Source organism: Exiguobacterium acetylicum, assembly GCF_019890935.1.
Classification (GTDB): domain Bacteria; phylum Bacillota; class Bacilli; order Exiguobacteriales; family Exiguobacteriaceae; genus Exiguobacterium_A; species Exiguobacterium_A abrahamii.
Genome location: NZ_CP082333.1, coordinates 262,396 through 281,136 on the forward strand (window position 1 = coordinate 262,396; position 18,741 = coordinate 281,136).

General features: G+C 47.5%; 23 protein-coding genes. 15 read left to right on the forward strand and 8 right to left on the reverse strand.

Annotated features, from left to right (window positions below):
- Nucleotides 1-5 precede the first annotated feature (5 nt).
- The 5 genes from K7G97_RS01460 to K7G97_RS01480 are packed head-to-tail and all read left to right on the forward strand — an operon-like array spanning nucleotide 6 to nucleotide 2,879.
- On the forward strand, nucleotides 6-233 hold the full coding sequence (locus tag K7G97_RS01460; protein WP_058265474.1) for a hypothetical protein: 228 nt from the start codon (nucleotides 6-8) through the stop codon (nucleotides 231-233).
- On the forward strand, nucleotides 223-744 hold the full coding sequence (locus K7G97_RS01465) for an NfeD family membrane protein (RefSeq protein ID WP_223041171.1): 522 nt from the start codon (nucleotides 223-225) through the stop codon (nucleotides 742-744). The genes K7G97_RS01460 and K7G97_RS01465 overlap by 11 nt, the downstream gene beginning before the upstream one ends.
- Nucleotides 741-2,261 carry a flotillin lipid rafts scaffold protein FloT gene (locus tag K7G97_RS01470; RefSeq protein WP_223041172.1) on the forward strand — a complete coding sequence of 507 codons (1,521 nt, stop codon included), beginning with the start codon at nucleotides 741-743 and terminating at the stop codon, nucleotides 2,259-2,261. The genes K7G97_RS01465 and K7G97_RS01470 overlap by 4 nt, the downstream gene beginning before the upstream one ends.
- Nucleotides 2,261-2,671 (forward strand): hypothetical protein, encoded by a 411-nt coding sequence (locus K7G97_RS01475; RefSeq protein ID WP_223041173.1) that lies wholly within the window; start codon nucleotides 2,261-2,263, stop codon nucleotides 2,669-2,671. The genes K7G97_RS01470 and K7G97_RS01475 overlap by 1 nt, the downstream gene beginning before the upstream one ends.
- On the forward strand, nucleotides 2,664-2,879 hold the full coding sequence (locus K7G97_RS01480) for a hypothetical protein (RefSeq protein WP_223041174.1): 216 nt from the start codon (nucleotides 2,664-2,666) through the stop codon (nucleotides 2,877-2,879). Before K7G97_RS01475 ends, K7G97_RS01480 begins: the two co-directional genes overlap by 8 nt.
- A gap of 68 nt (nucleotides 2,880-2,947) precedes the next feature.
- On the opposite strand, the gene K7G97_RS01485 is transcribed toward K7G97_RS01480, so the two are convergent.
- Both K7G97_RS01485 and K7G97_RS01490 read right to left on the reverse strand, forming a co-directional pair.
- Nucleotides 2,948-3,796 carry a DegV family protein gene (locus tag K7G97_RS01485; RefSeq protein ID WP_223041175.1) on the reverse strand — a complete coding sequence of 283 codons (849 nt, stop codon included), beginning with the start codon at nucleotides 3,794-3,796 and terminating at the stop codon, nucleotides 2,948-2,950.
- Between the two features lie 16 nt (nucleotides 3,797-3,812).
- Nucleotides 3,813-4,634: an octanoyl-[GcvH]:protein N-octanoyltransferase gene (locus K7G97_RS01490; RefSeq protein ID WP_223041176.1), complete on the reverse strand. Its 822-nt coding sequence runs from the start codon at nucleotides 4,632-4,634 to the stop codon at nucleotides 3,813-3,815.
- 145 nt (nucleotides 4,635-4,779) lie between these two features.
- On the opposite strand from K7G97_RS01490, the gene K7G97_RS01495 reads away from it, so the two are divergent.
- From K7G97_RS01495 to K7G97_RS01505, 3 genes are all read left to right on the forward strand, one after another.
- Nucleotides 4,780-6,087, forward strand: coding sequence for an HD domain-containing protein (locus K7G97_RS01495; RefSeq protein ID WP_223041177.1), 1,308 nt, complete (start codon nucleotides 4,780-4,782; stop codon nucleotides 6,085-6,087).
- Entirely contained in the window at nucleotides 6,084-6,941 is an 858-nt protein-coding gene (locus K7G97_RS01500) for a phosphotransferase family protein (protein WP_223041178.1), read from the forward strand. Before K7G97_RS01495 ends, K7G97_RS01500 begins: the two co-directional genes overlap by 4 nt.
- A gap of 122 nt (nucleotides 6,942-7,063) precedes the next feature.
- Nucleotides 7,064-8,242, forward strand: coding sequence for a NupC/NupG family nucleoside CNT transporter (locus tag K7G97_RS01505; RefSeq protein WP_023466789.1), 1,179 nt, complete (start codon nucleotides 7,064-7,066; stop codon nucleotides 8,240-8,242).
- Nucleotides 8,243-8,297: 55 nt separating this feature from the next.
- Here K7G97_RS01505 and K7G97_RS01510 read toward each other — a convergent pair whose 3' ends face one another.
- Entirely contained in the window at nucleotides 8,298-8,942 is a 645-nt protein-coding gene (locus K7G97_RS01510) for an NAD(P)-dependent oxidoreductase (protein ID WP_223041179.1), read from the reverse strand.
- Nucleotides 8,943-9,014: 72 nt separating this feature from the next.
- Nucleotides 9,015-9,200 carry a 2-hydroxymuconate tautomerase gene (locus K7G97_RS01515; protein WP_023466792.1) on the reverse strand — a complete coding sequence of 62 codons (186 nt, stop codon included), beginning with the start codon at nucleotides 9,198-9,200 and terminating at the stop codon, nucleotides 9,015-9,017.
- A gap of 168 nt (nucleotides 9,201-9,368) precedes the next feature.
- On the opposite strand from K7G97_RS01515, the gene K7G97_RS01520 reads away from it, so the two are divergent.
- Both K7G97_RS01520 and K7G97_RS01525 read left to right on the forward strand, forming a co-directional pair.
- Nucleotides 9,369-9,893 (forward strand): hypothetical protein, encoded by a 525-nt coding sequence (locus K7G97_RS01520; RefSeq protein WP_223041180.1) that lies wholly within the window; start codon nucleotides 9,369-9,371, stop codon nucleotides 9,891-9,893.
- Nucleotides 9,894-9,958: 65 nt separating this feature from the next.
- Nucleotides 9,959-10,453, forward strand: coding sequence for a YwhD family protein (locus K7G97_RS01525; RefSeq protein WP_023466794.1), 495 nt, complete (start codon nucleotides 9,959-9,961; stop codon nucleotides 10,451-10,453).
- A gap of 34 nt (nucleotides 10,454-10,487) precedes the next feature.
- On the opposite strand, the gene K7G97_RS01530 is transcribed toward K7G97_RS01525, so the two are convergent.
- Together K7G97_RS01530 and K7G97_RS01535 are read right to left on the reverse strand one after the other, a co-directional pair.
- Nucleotides 10,488-11,333, reverse strand: coding sequence for a metallophosphoesterase (locus K7G97_RS01530; RefSeq protein ID WP_223041181.1), 846 nt, complete (start codon nucleotides 11,331-11,333; stop codon nucleotides 10,488-10,490).
- 90 nt (nucleotides 11,334-11,423) lie between these two features.
- Entirely contained in the window at nucleotides 11,424-12,980 is a 1,557-nt protein-coding gene (locus tag K7G97_RS01535) for a BCCT family transporter (protein WP_035399263.1), read from the reverse strand.
- A 378-nt stretch (nucleotides 12,981-13,358) separates the two neighbouring features.
- Here K7G97_RS01535 and K7G97_RS01540 point away from each other — a divergent pair, with 378 nt between their 5' ends.
- The 3 genes from K7G97_RS01540 (at nucleotide 13,359) to speB (ending at nucleotide 16,006) form a co-directional block, all read left to right on the forward strand.
- Nucleotides 13,359-14,030 carry an NAD(P)H-dependent oxidoreductase gene (locus K7G97_RS01540; RefSeq protein WP_223041182.1) on the forward strand — a complete coding sequence of 224 codons (672 nt, stop codon included), beginning with the start codon at nucleotides 13,359-13,361 and terminating at the stop codon, nucleotides 14,028-14,030.
- 144 nt (nucleotides 14,031-14,174) lie between these two features.
- Nucleotides 14,175-15,017 carry a polyamine aminopropyltransferase gene (speE, locus tag K7G97_RS01545; RefSeq protein ID WP_023466799.1) on the forward strand — a complete coding sequence of 281 codons (843 nt, stop codon included), beginning with the start codon at nucleotides 14,175-14,177 and terminating at the stop codon, nucleotides 15,015-15,017.
- A gap of 116 nt (nucleotides 15,018-15,133) precedes the next feature.
- Entirely contained in the window at nucleotides 15,134-16,006 is an 873-nt protein-coding gene (gene speB, locus K7G97_RS01550) for an agmatinase (protein ID WP_023466800.1), read from the forward strand.
- Between the two features lie 45 nt (nucleotides 16,007-16,051).
- Here speB and K7G97_RS01555 read toward each other — a convergent pair whose 3' ends face one another.
- Both K7G97_RS01555 and K7G97_RS01560 read right to left on the reverse strand, forming a co-directional pair.
- Nucleotides 16,052-16,645 (reverse strand): LysE family translocator, encoded by a 594-nt coding sequence (locus tag K7G97_RS01555; RefSeq protein WP_223041183.1) that lies wholly within the window; start codon nucleotides 16,643-16,645, stop codon nucleotides 16,052-16,054.
- Complete coding sequence (locus K7G97_RS01560; RefSeq protein ID WP_195866170.1) at nucleotides 16,645-17,103, reverse strand: Lrp/AsnC family transcriptional regulator; 459 nt, start codon at nucleotides 17,101-17,103, stop codon at nucleotides 16,645-16,647. Before K7G97_RS01560 ends, K7G97_RS01555 begins: the two co-directional genes overlap by 1 nt.
- Before the next feature lie 220 nt (nucleotides 17,104-17,323).
- On the opposite strand from K7G97_RS01560, the gene K7G97_RS01565 reads away from it, so the two are divergent.
- Together K7G97_RS01565 and K7G97_RS01570 are read left to right on the forward strand one after the other, a co-directional pair.
- Nucleotides 17,324-18,115 (forward strand): DUF4397 domain-containing protein, encoded by a 792-nt coding sequence (locus K7G97_RS01565; protein ID WP_223041184.1) that lies wholly within the window; start codon nucleotides 17,324-17,326, stop codon nucleotides 18,113-18,115.
- Complete coding sequence (locus K7G97_RS01570; protein ID WP_029343216.1) at nucleotides 18,087-18,695, forward strand: class F sortase; 609 nt, start codon at nucleotides 18,087-18,089, stop codon at nucleotides 18,693-18,695. The genes K7G97_RS01565 and K7G97_RS01570 overlap by 29 nt, the downstream gene beginning before the upstream one ends.
- Nucleotides 18,696-18,741: the final 46 nt, after the last annotated feature.

The window sequence follows — 18,741 nt, forward strand, 5'->3', positions numbered from 1 at the left end:
GAGCGATGAAACAGGAGTTGCAGCGTGAACGAGAGCCGTCGATTGAGGCAAGATTAGCACGTCATTTTGCCGCACAGAAAAAATACTTACGCCGTCAAGAAGAGGCCATCGATCAACGAGACAAAGAATTGGCTCGTTTATTGTTTGAGGAAAACCGGGCTGCTTATCAAAGGGCTTACCACGAACTGTATGGCTCACATCCTTACATCGAGGTGAACGAAGATGGACGTTAGTACACTTTATTTATATGCGTTAGCGGCCGCTGCTTGTGGTGTGTTTGTGTCCATCCTATTCTCAGACGCCATTCCAGGCGTCGATCAAATCTTTCATCCCACGTTGATCTTATCTTTTGTCATCATCACGTCAGCGATCGGATTCGGACTCGAACAGCTCAGTCCACTTCGTTCGATGTTGATTTTAATCATCAGCAGTGTGATTACGTTATTAGTGACGACGCTGATGCACATCTTTTTATTCGTTCCGATGGCACAAGCTGAACAGTCGCTTGGATTTTCGGAACAGATGCTAGAAGGTCGCAGCGCAACCGTCATCGTGCCGATTCCGACTGAAGGATATGGTGAAATCTTACTTGATGACGTCTCAGGGCGCGTATCAAAGTCAGCCGTCCTGTTTGAAGGACCTGCCTTACCACAAGGCACGAAGGTGCTCGTCATTGAGATCAAACAAGGCGTCGCGTCTGTCGTGACGTACCCCCAACAATGGAAAAAGGAGATGTTTACATGAATCCAGTGTTAATCGTATCGATCGTCGCGGTCGCGTTGATCGTTGCATTGATCGTCTTATTCATCACGAAGTACCGAACGGTCGGTCCGGAAGAAGCGTTGATCGTATCCGGTAGTTATCTCGGAGGACGCAACGTCAATACGGATGAGTCCGGTAACCGGGTAAAAATTATTCGAGGTGGCGGAACATTCGTGTTACCTGTCTTCCAACAGGCGACACCACTGAGTTTGTTATCGAGTAAACTCGAAGTCACGACACCTGAAGTCTATACGGAGCAAGGTGTACCGGTCATGGCAGACGGTACAGCGATCATCAAGATCGGTAGCTCGATTTCTGAGATTGCGACGGCAGCGGAGCAGTTCCTCGGAAAATCAAAGGAGGAGCGGGAAGGCGAAGCACGTGAAGTCCTTGAAGGACACTTGCGTTCGATTCTCGGGTCGATGACCGTCGAAGAAATTTATAAGAACCGTGATAAGTTCTCACAAGAAGTCCAGCGGGTCGCGTCTCAAGACCTGGCGAAAATGGGACTCGTCATCGTTTCGTTTACGATCAAAGACGTCCGTGACAAGAACGGATACTTAGAATCCCTCGGTAAACCGCGGATTGCACAGGTTCGCCGTGATGCGGACATCGCAACGGCAGACGCGGAAAAAGAGACACGCATCAAGCGGGCGGAAGCTTCAAAAGATGCGAAAAAAGCAGAACTTGAACGTGCGACCGAGATCGCTGAAGCGGAAAAAGAAAATCAGTTGAAGATGGCAGACTACCGCCGCGAACAAGATATCGCGAAGGCGAAAGCCGACCAAGCGTATGATCTTGAGAATGCACGCGCGCAACAAGAAGTTACGGAGCAACAGATGCAAATCAAAATCATCGAGCGTCAAAAACAAATCGAGCTCGAAGAACGCGAAATCCTCCGTCGTGAGAAACAATACGACGCGGAAGTCAAAAAACGCGCTGATGCTGATCGTTACTCGATTGAGCAAGCTGCCCAAGCGGACCGTGCGAAGCAATATGCGGAAGCGGACGCAACGAAATATCGGATCGAGGCATCGGCAAAAGCAGATGCAGAACGAATTCGTCTGGATGGTCTTGCGAAAGCGGATGCTGAGCGGGCACAGGGGGAAACAGAAGCGGAGATCATTCGTCTGAAGGGTCTTGCGGAAGCAGAAGCGAAAGAAAAAATCGCGCAAGCGTTCGAGCAATTCGGACAAGCGGCGATTCTCGATATGGTCATTCGGATGATGCCAGAGTACGCGAAAGAGATCGCTGCACCACTCGGTAACATCGATAAAATCACAGTCGTTGATACAGGTAGTGGTGAAGGGGGCGGTGCAAACCGTGTCACCGGTTATGCGACGAATTTGATGGCGTCACTGCAAGAAACATTAAAGGCGTCGTCCGGATTAGATGTCAAAGAGTTGATCGAGAATTTCTCCGGTAAAGGAACAGCAAAGCCGTTGACGGTCAACTTAAATTCCCATGATGCGGTGGCAGCATCGAAAACAGAAGACTGATGGCAATCCGTGTCTTATTGATTGTGTTCGCACTCCTACTTTTTCATGTCACTTGGCCACTTCCATGGTATGCACTAGCGGTACTAGGCGGCGTCATTGGTATCATCAAAGGGTACACATCGGATGACGGAATCGCGAATATATTCAATATAAAGAAGGTATCTTACTCACTTTACGATCGACAAACACGTCTGGAAGCCGTTCTCGCTTTGATGTGTAGTCTGTTGACGGTCGACTTCCCGTATTGGTTCGTCGGAGTGACGACAGGAATCACGTGGCGTGATATCGGATATGCCGGTTTCGAAGTAGTATCGACACTTCTGTTCGCTTATGTTTTATTCCGTTTCTTATGTCTGAATCTATTCCGACCATTCTTGGAGTCTGAAAGAAGGGAGCAAAGAAATGGATAGTTTATTTTTACTGCAAGAACGTTGGATGCTGTTGCTTCCGTTCCTCGTCGTCCTCTTGATCAACGTCGGGTTATTAACTGCCCTTCTGAAGAAGCGACGTGATTTACCGAAGCTGTTAGTTTTCGGAATGGGTGGGATGGCGATCGTGTTCCTCGTCTCTTCGCTTGGATTAAGCATGGCATTGCTGTTCTTCGGATACAATTCATAAAAAAACGGGGCAGGCTCTAAACAGAGTCTGTCCCATTTTGTCGTACTATAAGATAAAAATGAGTGCCGTTAACGTGGAAGGTCATACCCAATGACGACGAGTCCCGGTCCGGTATGTGAACCGATCGCTGCGCCGGCGATCGTCAAGATGACTTCGCTTGGTGAAAACTGTGCTTCAATCAATTGTTTTAACTGTTCTGCCCGTTCGATTGAATCCCCGTGACCAATCATGATCCGGTGTCCGTCAATCGCAGGACGTGCTTCTTCCATCCACTCGACGATTCGGTTCATGACTTTTTTCTGACCACGGATCTTCTCTTTTGGGATCAACTTCCCGTCTTCGACTGTCAATAGTGGCAAGATCGATAAGAGACCACCAATGAAGGCGCTAGCTCGCGAAACACGTCCACCGCGCATCAAATATTCAAGTGATTCGACTGTAAACAGATGACGAATCGTATTTACCTTGGCTTCAGCATAAGCCACTGTTTCTTCGAACGAATGTGTCTTCGCATATTCAGCGACATCGAGAACGAATAGTCCTTGTCCTGTCGAAGCGGTTTTCGTATCGAGTACTAGGTAAGGAACGTTCGGATATTTTTCGGCGAGTTCCTCCGTAAGCATCTTCGCTGTTTGATATGTTCCCGATAATTCGCTTGAGAAGGCGAGATAGAGGAAGGGATCTCCTTGTTCGAAGTGACGCGTGAACACCTCGACCATCCGGCTGACTTCGACCTGGAATGTCTTCGGTGCTGCACCGTCACGCATCTTATCATACAGTTGTTTCGGAGATATCGATTCTCCGTCGAAGAACGTGTCTTCGTCGATCAATACGCCAAATGGCATGACCGTAAAATCATAAGCATCTAACATGTCTTTTGGTGCATCAGCACCACTATCTGTGATCAATCGGATCATCACGTTCTCTCCTTTCTTAACCTAGGGCTTTTTCGTTTCGATCAAGCATCCGACTCAGGTTGACGCCGAAACGCTCATTCTCGAGCTCCGTCAACGTTGCGGGCGTCAAATCAGCGCCGAGCGCAAGTAACGCTTCATATGCACGACGTAAGCACTCCTCGACTGTCAAGGAAGTACCAAGCAGTTCCTCGAGTGACGCCATCGTTTCCGGCACGACGGTCGGGTAGACGAATTTCGTCGTCTCACCTTGAAGCGCTGCTGCGTAAAAGTCACGGACTAAAGCGGCGCGTTGACTTCCACTTCCGTTGACACAAAGATAGATTTGAACGGCAACTCCGCCACGAACACGACGCTGGGAGATACCAGCGAATTTTTTACCGGCAATCGATAAGTCATAAGAACCGGGACAATACGATCCGACGACTTCACCAGCGACGATTGCGTCCGTTTCTTGTGCGAACATACGACGGACAAGCGCCAGCATCGCTTCGTAACCACTGTCGATATCGATGCCGCCGCGTTCCGGTAGGACGAGTGAAATATTTAAAACACCGGCGTCGAGGACGACGGCAAGACCACCTGAATTACGGACGACCGGTGAGAAACCATGTTCCTGCAGGACAGCTACACCGTCAGCAAGATGAGGAAGACGGGCATCCTGGATGCCGAGGACGACGGTTTCGTGGTGAATCCAAGAGCGGAGTGCGGCTCCTTCTGTTGCAACGGAAGCACATAATGTGTCGTCCATCGCAAACGATTGTGTCGCATGGAAAGCAGTTCCGAGTGACGTTTGATCAAAAATACGATAATGTTCTTGTTTTAAGAGTTCGATTCCCATAGGCTCGTTCCTTTATTGTAGATTTGCGACATCATTATAGCACAGGGTGTGTAAAGTTTCTGTGCGAAGCGCCGCGGGAGACAGGAATCCTTGGAAACAAAACCGAACAACAACGACATAGACACGATTTAAAGGAGAGAAACATATGTATCAATCATTAGGACAATTAAAGGAAACGAAGGTCTTCAAAGATCCGGTTCATCGCTATATCTATGTCAGTGATCAGTTGATTTGGCAACTGATTGGTACACGTGAATTTCAGCGACTACGCCGGATCAAGCAACTGGGAACATCCTTTTTGACGTTTCATGGAGCAGAACACACACGGTTCCATCATTCGCTCGGTGTCTATGAAATCACGCGTCAACTGATCGATGTCTTCAACGGTCGCGCCGATTGGGATGATCAGTACCGGGAATTGACGCTGGCTGCGGCACTTTTACACGATGTCGGACACGGTCCGTTTTCGCACGCATTCGAGAACGTCTTCGGTGTTAACCACGAGACGTGGACAGAGCGGATCATTCTCGGGGATACGGAAATCAAGAAAGTCCTCGACCAAGTCGGAGACGGATTTGCGGAAGAAGTAGCGTCGATCATCAACAAGACGCATCCGAATCAACTGCTCGTCACGATGATCAGCTCACAACTCGACGTCGATCGGATGGATTACTTATTACGCGATGCGCACTTTGCCGGTGTCAGCTACGGAAAATTCGATCTCGAGCGGATGCTTCGGGTATTGCGTCCTGCCCATAATCAGATGGTCGTCAAACAATCCGGAATGCATTCGATCGAAGACTACATCATGCGAAGATATCAGATGTATTGGCAAGTCTATCTGCATCCGGTAACACGGTCGAGTGATTACCTATTAAAGGCTATTCTTGAGCGGGCGCAGGAATTGTATCTGTCAGGTTATCCATTTACCATCGCACCGATCCATTTGATGCCGCTATTTGATCAGAAGATGGAGTTGCGTGATTTCCTTGGGCTCGATGAGACGATCGTCTACTTCTATTTTCAGCAGTGGGCGAACGAGCAGGATCCAATCCTTGCTGATCTCTCGAGGCGATTCGTTGACCGAAAGTTGTTCAAGTATGTCGATTATCCGGCTGAAAAACGTGAACTCGTCCACGATAAGTTGTGTGAGTTGTTCGAAGCAATCGGCTTGAATCCGACGTACTATCTGCTTGAAGATAAACTCAGTCGTCTTCCTTATGATTTATATGGAGATAACGGTGAAATCAGTAAGCAACCGATCATGTTGCAGATGAAGGATGGGCAAATGAAAGAGATTTCGCAAGTTTCACCACTCGTTCAAGCCATCGCGACGTCACGCCAGACGGATGAAAAGCTGTTCTTCCCGCAAGAAATTTTGCACGACTTGCGCGAACATGCGAATGAGAAGATGCAGATCGACCAGTTATTGATTGGTAGCGTGACATCATGATATCGTCCGCTGTCCTTACGAAAATCTTGCAACAGCTTGGACAGGAGGGAGGAGAGGTCGAAGTCCTAAAAGGCGCGACATCCTCCCTTGTTTTTCGGGTCGGTGAGGGAATTCTTCGCGTCCATACGAATCAAGACTGGCTACAGGAGGAGCCGGATCTTGTCTTGCACGAGGTGTTTGCGTTACAAGTAGCAGGTGACTTAGCACCAGATGTACTGGACTATCAAACAGGTGTTAAGGACGAAGTACCACCATGGTTATATATGACCCGCTCACCAGGAGAGATCTGGCTTGATCAGGTAGACGAGCAGTATGTCGAACGACTGGCGCAGATGCTTGCGGCGATCCATGCGCTACCGGTACCAGAATCTCGGTATGTCTATCAGCCGTATGCGACGGAGCGTCACGTTCCGACGTGGACGCAGCATCCGGAGAGATGGCGTCAGCTACTGGCGGTCGAACCGGACGAAAGTCAAACGATTCGATTCATTCATCGGGATTTTCATCCGGTCAATGTGTTATACGAAATGAACGGAACGTGTCATACGATTGATTGGGTGAATGCGTGTGTAGGACCCATTGAAGTCGACCTTGCGCATTGTCGTTTGAATCTTGCCTTGCTCGAATCCGTTGAGATAGCGGATCATTTTTTAAAAAGTTACCTTAAACAGACGAAACGTTCCTACGATCACGCATGGGATATCCGGGCTGTTTTTGATTTTGGACCTGAAACGATTGACGTCTATCCGGGGTGGAAAGCATATGGAAGGCAAAACCTTAGTCAGGACAATGTTCGGGAACGCTTGGAAAAGTTTGTCTTGAAAGTCTATGAAAATAACGAAAGCGGTTACTAAATGAACTTTTCCTCTTGTAGTTCTTCGAAATATTGATTATTCTATTACTTGGAAAGAGATTAAACGTCAGACATCGTACGAATGTACAACTGATAAACAACTAATAGATAGAGGGGTACTTCATGAAATATCTTATCGCACTACTCGGACTGGCTATCGTTTTCGGCTTGGCACTCCTTGTCAGCAGTAACCGTAAAGGCATCAAATTGAAACCGCTTGCGGTCATGCTAGTTCTTCAGCTCGTACTTGGGTTTATTTTACTCAATACATCGTTCGGATATATCGTCATTCGTGGCGTCGCGAAAGTCTTTGAAAAACTGCTTAGTTATGCGGCAATCGGAATTGATTTCGTCTTCGGTGGTTTAGCGAACGAAGGCGCACAACCATTCTTCATCAATGTCTTGTTACCGATCGTCTTCATCTCTGCTTTGATCGGGATTCTACAATTCACGAAGATTTTACCACTCTTAATGCGCGGTATCGGTTTCGTCCTATCAAAAGTCAACGGTATGGGACGTCTTGAGTCTTACAACGCGGTTGCTTCAGCTGCGATAGGACAATCAGAAGTATTCATCACAGTTAAAAAACAAATCGGTCAATTACCAGCAAACCGCCTCTACACATTGTGTGCGTCAGCGATGTCGACGGTTTCGATGTCAATCGTCGGTGCATACATGACGATGGTCGAACCGAAATATGTCGTTACAGCAATCGTCTTGAACTTGTTCGGTGGTTTCATGATCGTCTCGATCATCAACCCGTACACGGTTGACCCGGAAGAAGATATTCTTGAAATCGTCGAAGAAAAACAAACGTTCTTCGAAATGCTCGGCGAGTACATCATGGATGGATTCAAAGTCGCAATCATCGTTGGTGCGATGTTGATTGGTTACAATGCCTTGATCGGAATGGTCAACGATATCTTCTTGATGGTTCTAAACATCTCGTTCCAAGAAATCCTCGGATACATCTTTGCACCGTTCGCTTTCATCATGGGTATTCCATGGGCAGAAGCTGTCAGTGCCGGTAGTGTCATGGCAACGAAATTGATCACGAACGAATTCGTTGCGATGTTGAGCCTTCCTGAGTACTCAAAAGAATTCTCGGAACGCACACTCGGAATCGTGTCTGTCTTCTTGATCTCGTTTGCGAACTTCTCGTCGATCGGAATCATCGCTGGTGCGGTTAAAGGATTGAACGACCGTCAAGGAAGCGTTGCGGCTAGTTTTGGTCTGAAGTTACTCTACGGCGCAACACTCGTCAGTGTCTTGACGGCAATCGTCGTCAGCGTCTTACTGTAATCGTTACACATATGAAAGAGCAATGGATCAGCAGATCCATTGCTCTTTTTGTTTTTCATTCAGTTGATCCATGCGAAGCAATCCCGACACGGACGCGATGATGGGTTCCGTCACGATAAACTTCAAAGGCGAACTGGGCGACGTTTTCCCGGGGAATCGGGCCTGTCGGTGCAGTGAAACGTGTCGTCTCGATTAACAGGTCATCAGCAGCAAGTGCGTTGTCTTCCGTCAGTTGTGTTGGACAGATGACGGTGAAGTCGACGTCTGCATCCTTTAGGGTCAGATAAGCTTTCAAGTGATCCTCGGCTGCAATCGTCGAGCGTCGACGGGACTCACTCGATTGGAAACGATACTTCCCTGGTTCTTCTGATGCATCGAGAATGCCTGCTGTACCAATGAAGACGATCCGTTCGATGCCTACTTCCTTCATCTTCGTGACGAGATGTGGAATCGCTGTCGAGAGGACCTGCTGTTGATCGGTACCGAGACAACTGAAGACAGCGGTGCTTCCTGCAAGTGCTTGTTCGAGATCCTCTGGATTTGTCGCATCTCCTGTCAGGACGTGAAGTCGGTCATGGACGGGTAAGTCCGGTGACATGGAACGTACGAGTGCACGAACGTCGTAGCCGTCTTCTAATAACCGATCAATCAAAGGTCGACCCGTTCGACCGGTCGCACCAAGTACAGTAACAGTAGTCATAAGTTTTCCTCCTTAGAGATCAAGTAGATGGGAAAAAGAGACGTGCGGTAACGACCGGACGTCTCTTGTTGTTTATTTATCCGCGAACATGACGCCAGCTTGACCGTAATCTGTTTTTTCCATCTCTTCGATGAAGACCGTGATGTTTTCTTTAGGAGCATTCGTCGTTTCCGACACTGCTTCCGTGACTTTTTCAATCAAGGCACGTTTTTGTTCGACTGTACGACCCGATAACATTTTAACCGTAACATATGGCATGACTTCATTTCCCCCTCTAACATGATGACGATACGCCATCAGTATAGCGCATTCGATAGGGGATTCGTCAATTCGAACATCGTTTTCGAAAAAGAAGGGTATAAGGTAGGAGCTATTCTTGTCGGAAGCGAAGGTAGTCATACACATACGGCAGAAAAGGAGAGACATATGGACGCAATCATACGGAAGAAGATTCATACGTTACTGATTTTTGATCGGGCGTTACCGGAAGATACGAATTATCCGTTGGCTGGTGCAAAAGGACTCGAAGTCGCAGATATCGTCTTTGAACAGAACATTCCATTCGGTCGACTCGTTACGGATAAAGAACTCGCTCAACTGCTGAACCAAAAAGAAGCAAAGCGATACGGGATGTTGACGTTGCTTGAAGACGATGTACGTTTCAAACCGTTGTTTCAAAATCGAAAACCGACGGCTGACATGGAAGAAGAGGTCGAGGCGAAGGTACGAGAACTCGCGCATCAGTTACGTGCGATTCGGTCGCGGTGTTCTTCACTGGAACGTCTCTTTTTGTTCGGTCGTGCGGCGCAAACTCTGTTTGACCGCGCTTTGGTTCATCTTGAAGAGGTCAATCCCCCGGCACATGAGGAAATTGCGTCCATGACGTGTTATCGTCTCCCAACGATTCGCCGAGCGACAGAGGAACAATTACAGCTTCTCCGTTACGAGTGACGGGTTGCAGACACCTCGGAATACGGTATGATAGAAGCAACAGGATTAAAAGGGGACAAAACACGATGGAAAAAAAGATTAACTTCAATATCATTTCAGATAACTCTACAGATGGTCACGGAGGATTTGGTGTCGGAACACTCAGTTTAAATAGTATGTCACCCGTCATCATTTCTCCGGAAGACGGTGAAGCTTACATCGATATGGGCGCGATGCACGCGAAAGCAGCCATCGAGAAACGCGTCAAGTTCACGACGGACAAAGCAGATACGCCAAACGGTAAACTGTACTGGATCGTCTGGGTGACGGTCGGTCGTAAGCCGGAAGGATTCTATTACGGTGGTGTGGCTGCGTGCGATTTGCTAGTCGATGCGGAAGCGCGTCGCGGATTCAAGATTCTTGCTGATCACGTCAATAAGATGGATAAATCCCTTAAAGGACGGATCGTCGTTGATCATATGGATGAGCGTTCAAAGGAATTGTTGCGTGATTTCTTACAGACACATAAACCGGAGATGTGGGAAAACGCTGACGCTGCTTTACATGAAGCGTTGGTCTAAACAAAGAACGTGTGCCGTGGCACACGTTCTTTTTTCATGGTCGTTTTAGCGTCAGGACGACGAGCTCTGGATGGTTGAACAGACGAAACGGAAACAGACTGTTCCCGAGACCACGACTGACGATCAGTTCGGTCCGCTGTTCCTGATAGCGACCTGCCGTTACATTCGGAAAGAATCCTTGACCGGGCGCATACAGACCTTCCGTAAACGGCAGGCGAATCTGCCCACCGTGCGCATGACCGGACAAGACGAGATCAATGGAACGCTCCGCATACAAGGATTTATATTCCGGACGATGGGCAAGCAAAAGTTGAAATGCATCAGGTGACACGTCTTGCAGTGCTTGATCGAGACTTTGACGAATCCCATCCGGTTCCGATAGCCCTTCGCGCCATCGTGTCGTCGTCGGGTCATCGATACCGAGTAACGAAATCGATTGACCTTGGTATTCGATGACGCGCGATTCATTCCGGAGAACGGTGACACCTAGTTGTTCAAGCTTTGGCAAAATCGTTAGATTGCGTCGAACCTCATGATTCCCAGTGACGAAGTAGACCGGGTATCGATCAACGAGCGCTTTCATGAGTATAAGAGCAGTTTCTTCACCGTTTCGTCTTGAGTCAATCAAATCGCCAGTCATCACAACGAGATCCGGCTTTTCGCGATCAATCTTTTTCAGTAGTCGTTTTTGTTCATTCCCGAACGCCTTGCCATGTAAATCTGCGATCTGAACGACACGATAACCATCAAATGCTTCCGGTAAGCGACTTGACGTCATCGTCATCTGTGAGACATCTATGACGTTATTTTCACGATATAAAAACCAGCTTCCTAAGGCGAGGACGCTGAGGGATACTAACCAGCGTGTAAGTTTTCGCATGAGCCACCTCACTTCTTTCTACTTCGTATAATTCAGGATAACAAAAAAGACCTCCTTCCGTATGCGACGGAAGGAGGAATTCAAAACGATTTAGGCATCTTGTTTTAAGTCTGTGACTTCTTTTTGCGCATCGGGTTCTTCCGATAAATCTTTGAATAGGGCGATGACCATCATGCCGACGACGAAGATGAACGGGAAGGCAGCTAGAACAGCTGCTGCCTGTAGGGCACTCAATCCTCCGGCATACAGTAAGACGGCGGCGATTGAAGACTGGATGATACCCCAAGCAAGCTTGATGCGTAAGCTTGGCATCAGACTACCACCAGACGATAGCATACCGAGAACATATGTCGCGGAGTCAGCCGACGTAATGAAGAACGTCGTAATCAAGAAGACAGCGACGATGCTAAGGAATGTGCCTAGGCCACCGAATGTCTCAAACAGAGCGAACATACCGGTTTCGACTCCTTTATCGTTAACCGTCGAGATCAAATCAACGTTTTGGAACAGTTCGTTCCAGATCGCTGAGCCACCGAAGACAGAGAACCAAAGGAGACCAAAGATCGTTGGGACGAGCATAATCCCGATGACGAACTCACGAATCGTCCGTCCTTTCGAGACACGGGCGATGAACGTTCCGACGAATGGTGACCAGGAAATCCACCATGCCCAGTAGAAGATCGTCCAATCGTTGATCCAGCCGCGTTCGTCTGGATTAAAGGCAGATGCCCGGAAACTCATGACCGGTAAGTTTTGCAAATAAGCACCTGTTGTTTGCACGAAGAGGTCCATGATGAAACTGAACGGTCCGAGGAACAGGACACCGATCATCAACAGAACGGCAAGGACGATATTGGCGTTACTGAGACGAACGATTCCTTTATCGAGTCCGGATGCCGCACTCATCATGTAAAGGACAGACACAACGACAATGATAATCATTTGTGTCAGGAAGGAGTTGGGAATACTACTCGTTAGGAAGTTCAGTCCACCTGAGATTTGTTGTGCACCAAGACCGAGTGACGTCGCGACACCGAATGCCGTTGCGACGATGGCGAGTACTTCGACGGTACCTTTACCGGCAGAAGCATACCGAGGCTTCATCAATGAAGCGACCGTGTCACCAATCGTAGCTGGACGTCCTTTTCGGAATGTAGAGTAAGCGATCGCAAGCGCGACGATCGCGTATAATGCCCAAGGATGTAATCCCCAGTGGAAGAATGAATAGCGCATCGCGAGGCGTGCTGCTTCCGTTGGATCATCTGTTGCGACTGGCGGTGTATGGAAGTGCGTCAATGGCTCTGAGACACCCCAGAAGACAAGACCGATTCCCATACCAGCACTGAAGAGCATCGCAAACCAAGAAATGAGACCATATTCAGGACGGTCCGAATCCTTACCAAGTCGGATGGAACCGAAGCGGGAAAAGATTAAAAAGATAGCAATGATTAAAAAAGCACTCATGCCGAGAAGATAAAGCCAGCCAAATCCGTTAGAGACAAAGGATTGTGCTTTAGCTGTGACATTTCCGAGACTAGCTGCACCGATTAGGGATTCCGGTAAGATTCCCCATATGGTAAAGAGCACACAGAAAATGACGGATACCATAAAGACTTTTGTGATCTTACTTTTTCGATTATTTTCCATCGTGTTCAACACCTTCTTTCGAATTTTACATAGTTGTTCTGTATCAAATGATGGCAACGACATTATCATTACCCCGTCGATCCGATAACAAAACCTAATCACGCAGGGTATTACCGTAACAAACATTTGTGCGGAAAAGCAAATCGATCGGGAAATGAGAACAAAAAGATCAATGTTTTTCATGGAAAGGTAAGCAAAAAAGATTGCAATCAAGCGTTTTTAAAATAATGTGGAAATAAAGAAAAAGAAAACGTTAATACTATTATTTCCCGTTTCGTCTTAAAACTAACGTAAAGCTTGATGTGAGCAAATCAGAGGCGGTCGGAAATCAGATTTGATATAACAAAAGCAGTCATCATTTTGAAGGAGGAATTTCCCATGGAAAAACAACAACAAAAACAAGCGATTCTTGAAGCGTTTCAATTCCGTCACGCCACAAAGGCATTTAATGGTCAAATGATCCCAGAAGACGATTTTCGGTTCATTTTAGAAACGGCGCGTCTGTCACCGAGCTCGTTCGGATATGAGCCATGGAATATGCTCGTCATTCAAAATCCAGAAATCCGAGACGCATTAAAACAAATCTCTTGGGGCGCACAAGGACAATTGCCGACAGCGAGTCACTTCGTCTTATTCCTCGCCCGGACAGGACAGCAAATGCAGGCAGATGGTCCACATGTCACGCAGATGATGGATTTCCTTGGTCTATCTGAAGAAGCAAAAGCCGGACGGACGAAGCGTTACGGTCTGTTTTTAGAGGAGGACTTTGCGATTGGTGATAACCCGAAAGCGATGGAAGACTGGGCAGCAAAACAAGCCTATATTGCACTTGGAAACATGATGTCGACGGCAGCACAAATCGGAATCGATTCATGCCCAATCGAAGGATTCGACCAGCAAGCCGTCGAGCAATTACTCGTTGATCGTGGACTGCTCGATCGTTCTGTTTTCACGGTGCCGGTCATGGTCGCATTCGGTTACCGGGCAGACGAACCAAAACGTGAGAAGCAGCGCCGTCCGCTTGATGAAATCGTGACGTTCGTCGAGTAAAGACGGAAGACAAAAATTTTCGAATTATATAGAAGTTTCTTTCGAAATTCGGTATACTCGCATTTGTATGATTAAGAAGCGCCGTAAACGCCACTCGCATACGAACAACTTTTGTCTTGATGAAAGAAAGGGGTTCTATCGCAAATGGAACAAAAATTAAAGTTATGGTTCACGGAACACCAAACGGAAGATTACGGTATCACATTCCGTGTCAACCACGTTTATGAGAGCGAACAAACGGAGTTTCAACGCCTAGAGATGGTTGAAACGGACGAGTTCGGTACGATGTTGTTACTTGACGGAATGGTCATGACGACAGATAAGGACGAGTTCGTTTACCACGAGATGGTCGCGCACGTCCCATTGTTCACACACCCGAATCCTAAATCGGTTCTGGTCGTTGGTGGAGGAGATGGCGGAGTCATCCGTGAAGTCTTGAAACACCCGTCCGTCGAAAAAGCTGTTTTGGTTGAAATCGACGGAAAAGTCATCGAGTATTCGAAAAAATACCTCCCGAACATTGCAGGTGGATTGGACGATGCACGCGTCGAAGTCATCGTTGGGGATGGATTCATGCATATCGCAGAAGCAGAAAACGAGTATGATGTCATCATGGTCGACTCGACAGAACCAGTTGGTCCAGCGGTCAACTTGTTCACGAAAGGCTTCTACTCTGGTATTTCAAAAGCATTAAAAGAAGACGGCATTTTCGTCGCACAATCGGATAATCCATGGTTCACACCAGACTTGATCCGTGATGTTCAACGCGACGTCAAAGAAATCTTCCCGATCACGAAGCTCTACATCGCAAACGTTCCGACATACCCAAGTGGTCTTTGGACGTTCACGATCGGATCAAAGAAACACGATCCGCTTGCGGTCGCACCAGAGCGTTTCCACGAGATCGACACGAAGTATTACACGCCTGAGCTTCACACGGCAGCCTTCGCGCTTCCGAAGTTCGTTAAAGATTTGACGAACGGCTGAGTTCAGTCACTATAGACACACATGAACAGAGCGGTTTCGATCTTCGAAATCGCTCTGTTGTCAGGTAAAGAGGCGTTTGCATCAGCAAACGGCAAATGAACAGGGGGAAATGGATCATGCGTTTTGATGAAGCATATTCAGGAAAAGTCTTTATCGCGAGTCAACCGACTCACGAAGATGCAAAAGGAATTTTATACGGCATGCCGATGGACTGGACGGTTAGTTTTCGTCCGGGTTCGCGATTCGGTCCGGCACGTATCCGTGAAGTCTCACTTGGTCTAGAAGAATATAGCCCATACTTAGATGGTGACATCGCCGACGCGAAGTTGTTTGACGCGGGAGATATCCCGTTACCATTCGGGAATGCACAAAAATCACTTGATATGATTGAAGAATACGTCGATTCGTTACTGACAGCAGGCAAGTTCCCGCTCGGTATGGGTGGCGAACATTTAGTCACATGGCCCGTCGTCAAAGCGTTCGATAAACACTATGATGATTTCGTCGTGCTTCACTTTGATGCACATACGGACTTACGTGACGAGTATGAAGGAGAGCCATTGTCGCACTCGACACCACTTAAGAAAATCGCAAACTTGATCGGACCAGAGAATTGCTATTCATTCGGAATTCGTTCAGGGATGAAAGAAGAGTTCGAATGGGCGAAGACGTCAGGCTACAACCTCTTCAAATACGAGATCGTCGAGCCGCTTCGTCAAGTTCTTCCGACACTTGCCGGTAAAAAGGTCTATGTCACGATCGACATCGATGTGCTAGATCCATCAGCAGCACCAGGAACAGGAACACAAGAAATCGGTGGAGTGACGACGAAGGAACTGCTCGAAGTCGTTCACATGATCGCACGAGCAGACGTCGACGTCATCGGCGCGGATTTGGTAGAAGTATGCCCAGCGTATGATCAATCCGACATGACAGCGATCGCGGCAGCAAAAGTATTACGCGAAATGATGATTGGGTTCATTAAATAAATAGACAAAAGAGACCAGACGTGATGTCGGTCTCTTTTATTTTGCTCAGAGGAAGAACTGAATGACCCCGAACGCACCGAATCCGCTGATCAGAATAGCGGATGTCCATTGGATGATGCGTAGAACGGGTGTCGCAAGCTGATGCTTGAGCAGGTGTGTGATGTTCGCTAAGATGATCCACCAAGCGGCAGAACCAAGAAAAATACCGATCAGAAATAAAAACGCATCCTGTCCGTTCGTCATCGTCAACTCAAAGCGTGCAAACAACGCCAGGAATAGCGTGATTGTCATCGGGTTCAAGAACGTCAGGAGTAAGACGGACAGATAGGCACTTAACCGTGATGAGGCTGTATCGGAAATCGAGGCGTTCGAAGAAGCTTTAAACATCGACCAGCCGATGTAACACAAAAACAGACTGCCGATCAGTTGCATCCAGGATGCTTGGGTGAGTAAAGATTGGACAAGTGAAAAACCAGATAATGCAAGCAATCCATAAGTGAAGTCTGCCGTTGCGGCTCCGAGTCCGGAAACGATGCCGGAAATTCGTCCATGTCGAAGAGTCCGTTGCATGCATAAAAGGCCGATTGGACCGACGGGGGCCGCTAACGCAAATCCGATTCCAAAACCAGTCGTAAACATCAGTCGACCTCGGGTAACGGAAAATGAAGCGATTCCTTTTCCGTGCGCATGATGATCGTCGTTTTTGTCCGCAGGATACCTGGTAGCCCTTTAATCTGGTAGGTGATGATTTCATCAAGCTGTTCCGTGTCCCGACAGCGTATTTTGAGTAAATAGTCATCGTCCCCAGCGACGTGATGGCATTCCAGTACATGTTCAAGTTCTTGAACTCGTTTTAGAAATGGTGCTCGATGTTCTGGTCGCTCGAGTGAAACAGCGACGAATGCAGCAAGGCGATAGTCAAAGGAGGAAGGGTCTAGCACCGTCGTCAACTGACGGATGATACCTTGCTCTTGTAAGCGAGCGACGCGCTCTGCAACAGCCGGTGCCGATAAGCCGATGTGTTGTGCAAGTGTTGACCATTTCATCCGGGCATCCTTTTTCAAAAAATTAATAATTTTTAAATCATAGGAATCCATAGGTTATAACCTTCTTTTCTAATGTTATTTAAATTATTTTATTTCGAAAAGAAAGAAAAAGTCAATGTGTTTGTAAAACAAGTTCATAGCACACTGAAATCTTTACACATTTACGGCAGTGTCTTAAGTTTAAGATGTCACCACGAAGGAAATGTTCTGAAATGTAAGAACATTGGTTTGAGAGCGATGTACATTTGACAATCAGAAAGGTGGAAAAAAGATGAAGAAACTCTTATCGTTTGTGACCGCTACGTTACTGTTTGCACTATTCGTGCTACCAGTAGGCGCAGCAGATGACGCAATGGTTCGTGTCATTCATGCTTCACCAGATGCTCCGGCAGTCGATATCGCGGTCGATGGCAAAAAAGCGGTATCAGGAGCAAAATTCAAAGATGTCACAGATTATCTCACACTACCAGCTGGCGAACATAAAGTAGAAGTATTCGCTGCAGGAACTACGAAAGATCCTGTGCTCTCTCAAACACTCAACGTAGAAGCTGGTAAATTCTATTCGGTCGCAGCAATCGGCAAACTAGCTGATATCAAACTCGCGGTCATGGAAGACAACGGTAAAGGCGAAGATGGAAAATCAATGGTTCGTGTCGCACACTTTGCACCAGATGCACCAGCTGTTGATGTCGCACCAAAAGGTGGAGATCCACTCTTCAGTAACCTTGAATTCTCGAAAGTCTCTGACTACGGTACACTCGATGCAGGTACGTATGACCTCGAAGTCCGTCCTGCAGGCGCAACGGATGTCGTCAAAGCACTGGATGGCGTCAAACTCGACAGTGGCAAAAACTATACAGCACTCGCAATCGGCTTACTTGAAGGCGAACCAGCATTTGAAGTCCTCTTGATCCCAGACGGTGGTGAAATGGCATCAATGCCAGAAACAGGACTTGGTGGTTCATCTGATACGGCTTCTGCTACACCATGGGCAGTCGCAGCAGCAGCAGCTGCCTTGTTAGTAGGAACAGCGTATGTCGTCCGTCGTAAACAAAACGCTTAAGAGTAGTCTTCTTCTCCTACTCGTATTAGCCGGATGTCAATCGGGATCACCTCCAGATGCTACAAAGCCGGAAAAACCAAAACAAACCGAAACAACGACGTCTTCTTCGTCCACTCCATCTGAAAAGGTGGATGAAGAGGCGTTCATACCAACGCGTATTACAATTCCGACGCTCGATGTGAAAGCGAACATCGAAGTCGTCGGGAAAGATAAACAAGGCCGGATGGATGTTCCGAAACAGACCGATCAGGTTGCTTGGTATAAGTACGGAGCAAAAGCCGGACAAACCGGAAATGTCGTACTAGCCGGACACTTGGATGATCAAGAAGGTCCCGCTGTGTTTTATGATTTAGCCAAGATGAAAAAAGGGCAACGAATTGAAGTGACGGGAAAAGCAGGACAACAGGTATCGTACGTGGTGACGAACGTCATGTCCTATCCTGTCGATGAAGCACCTGTCGGATCAATCTTCGGTGCGACCGTCATGAATAAACTGACGCTCATTTCATGTATAGGTACGTTTTCAGAATCAAAAGGATACGATCAGCGTCTTGTCGTCACAGCAGAACAAGACGAGTAAAGTAAAATAGGCAATTCTTATTTCGGTTAAAACCGAGAATAAGAAT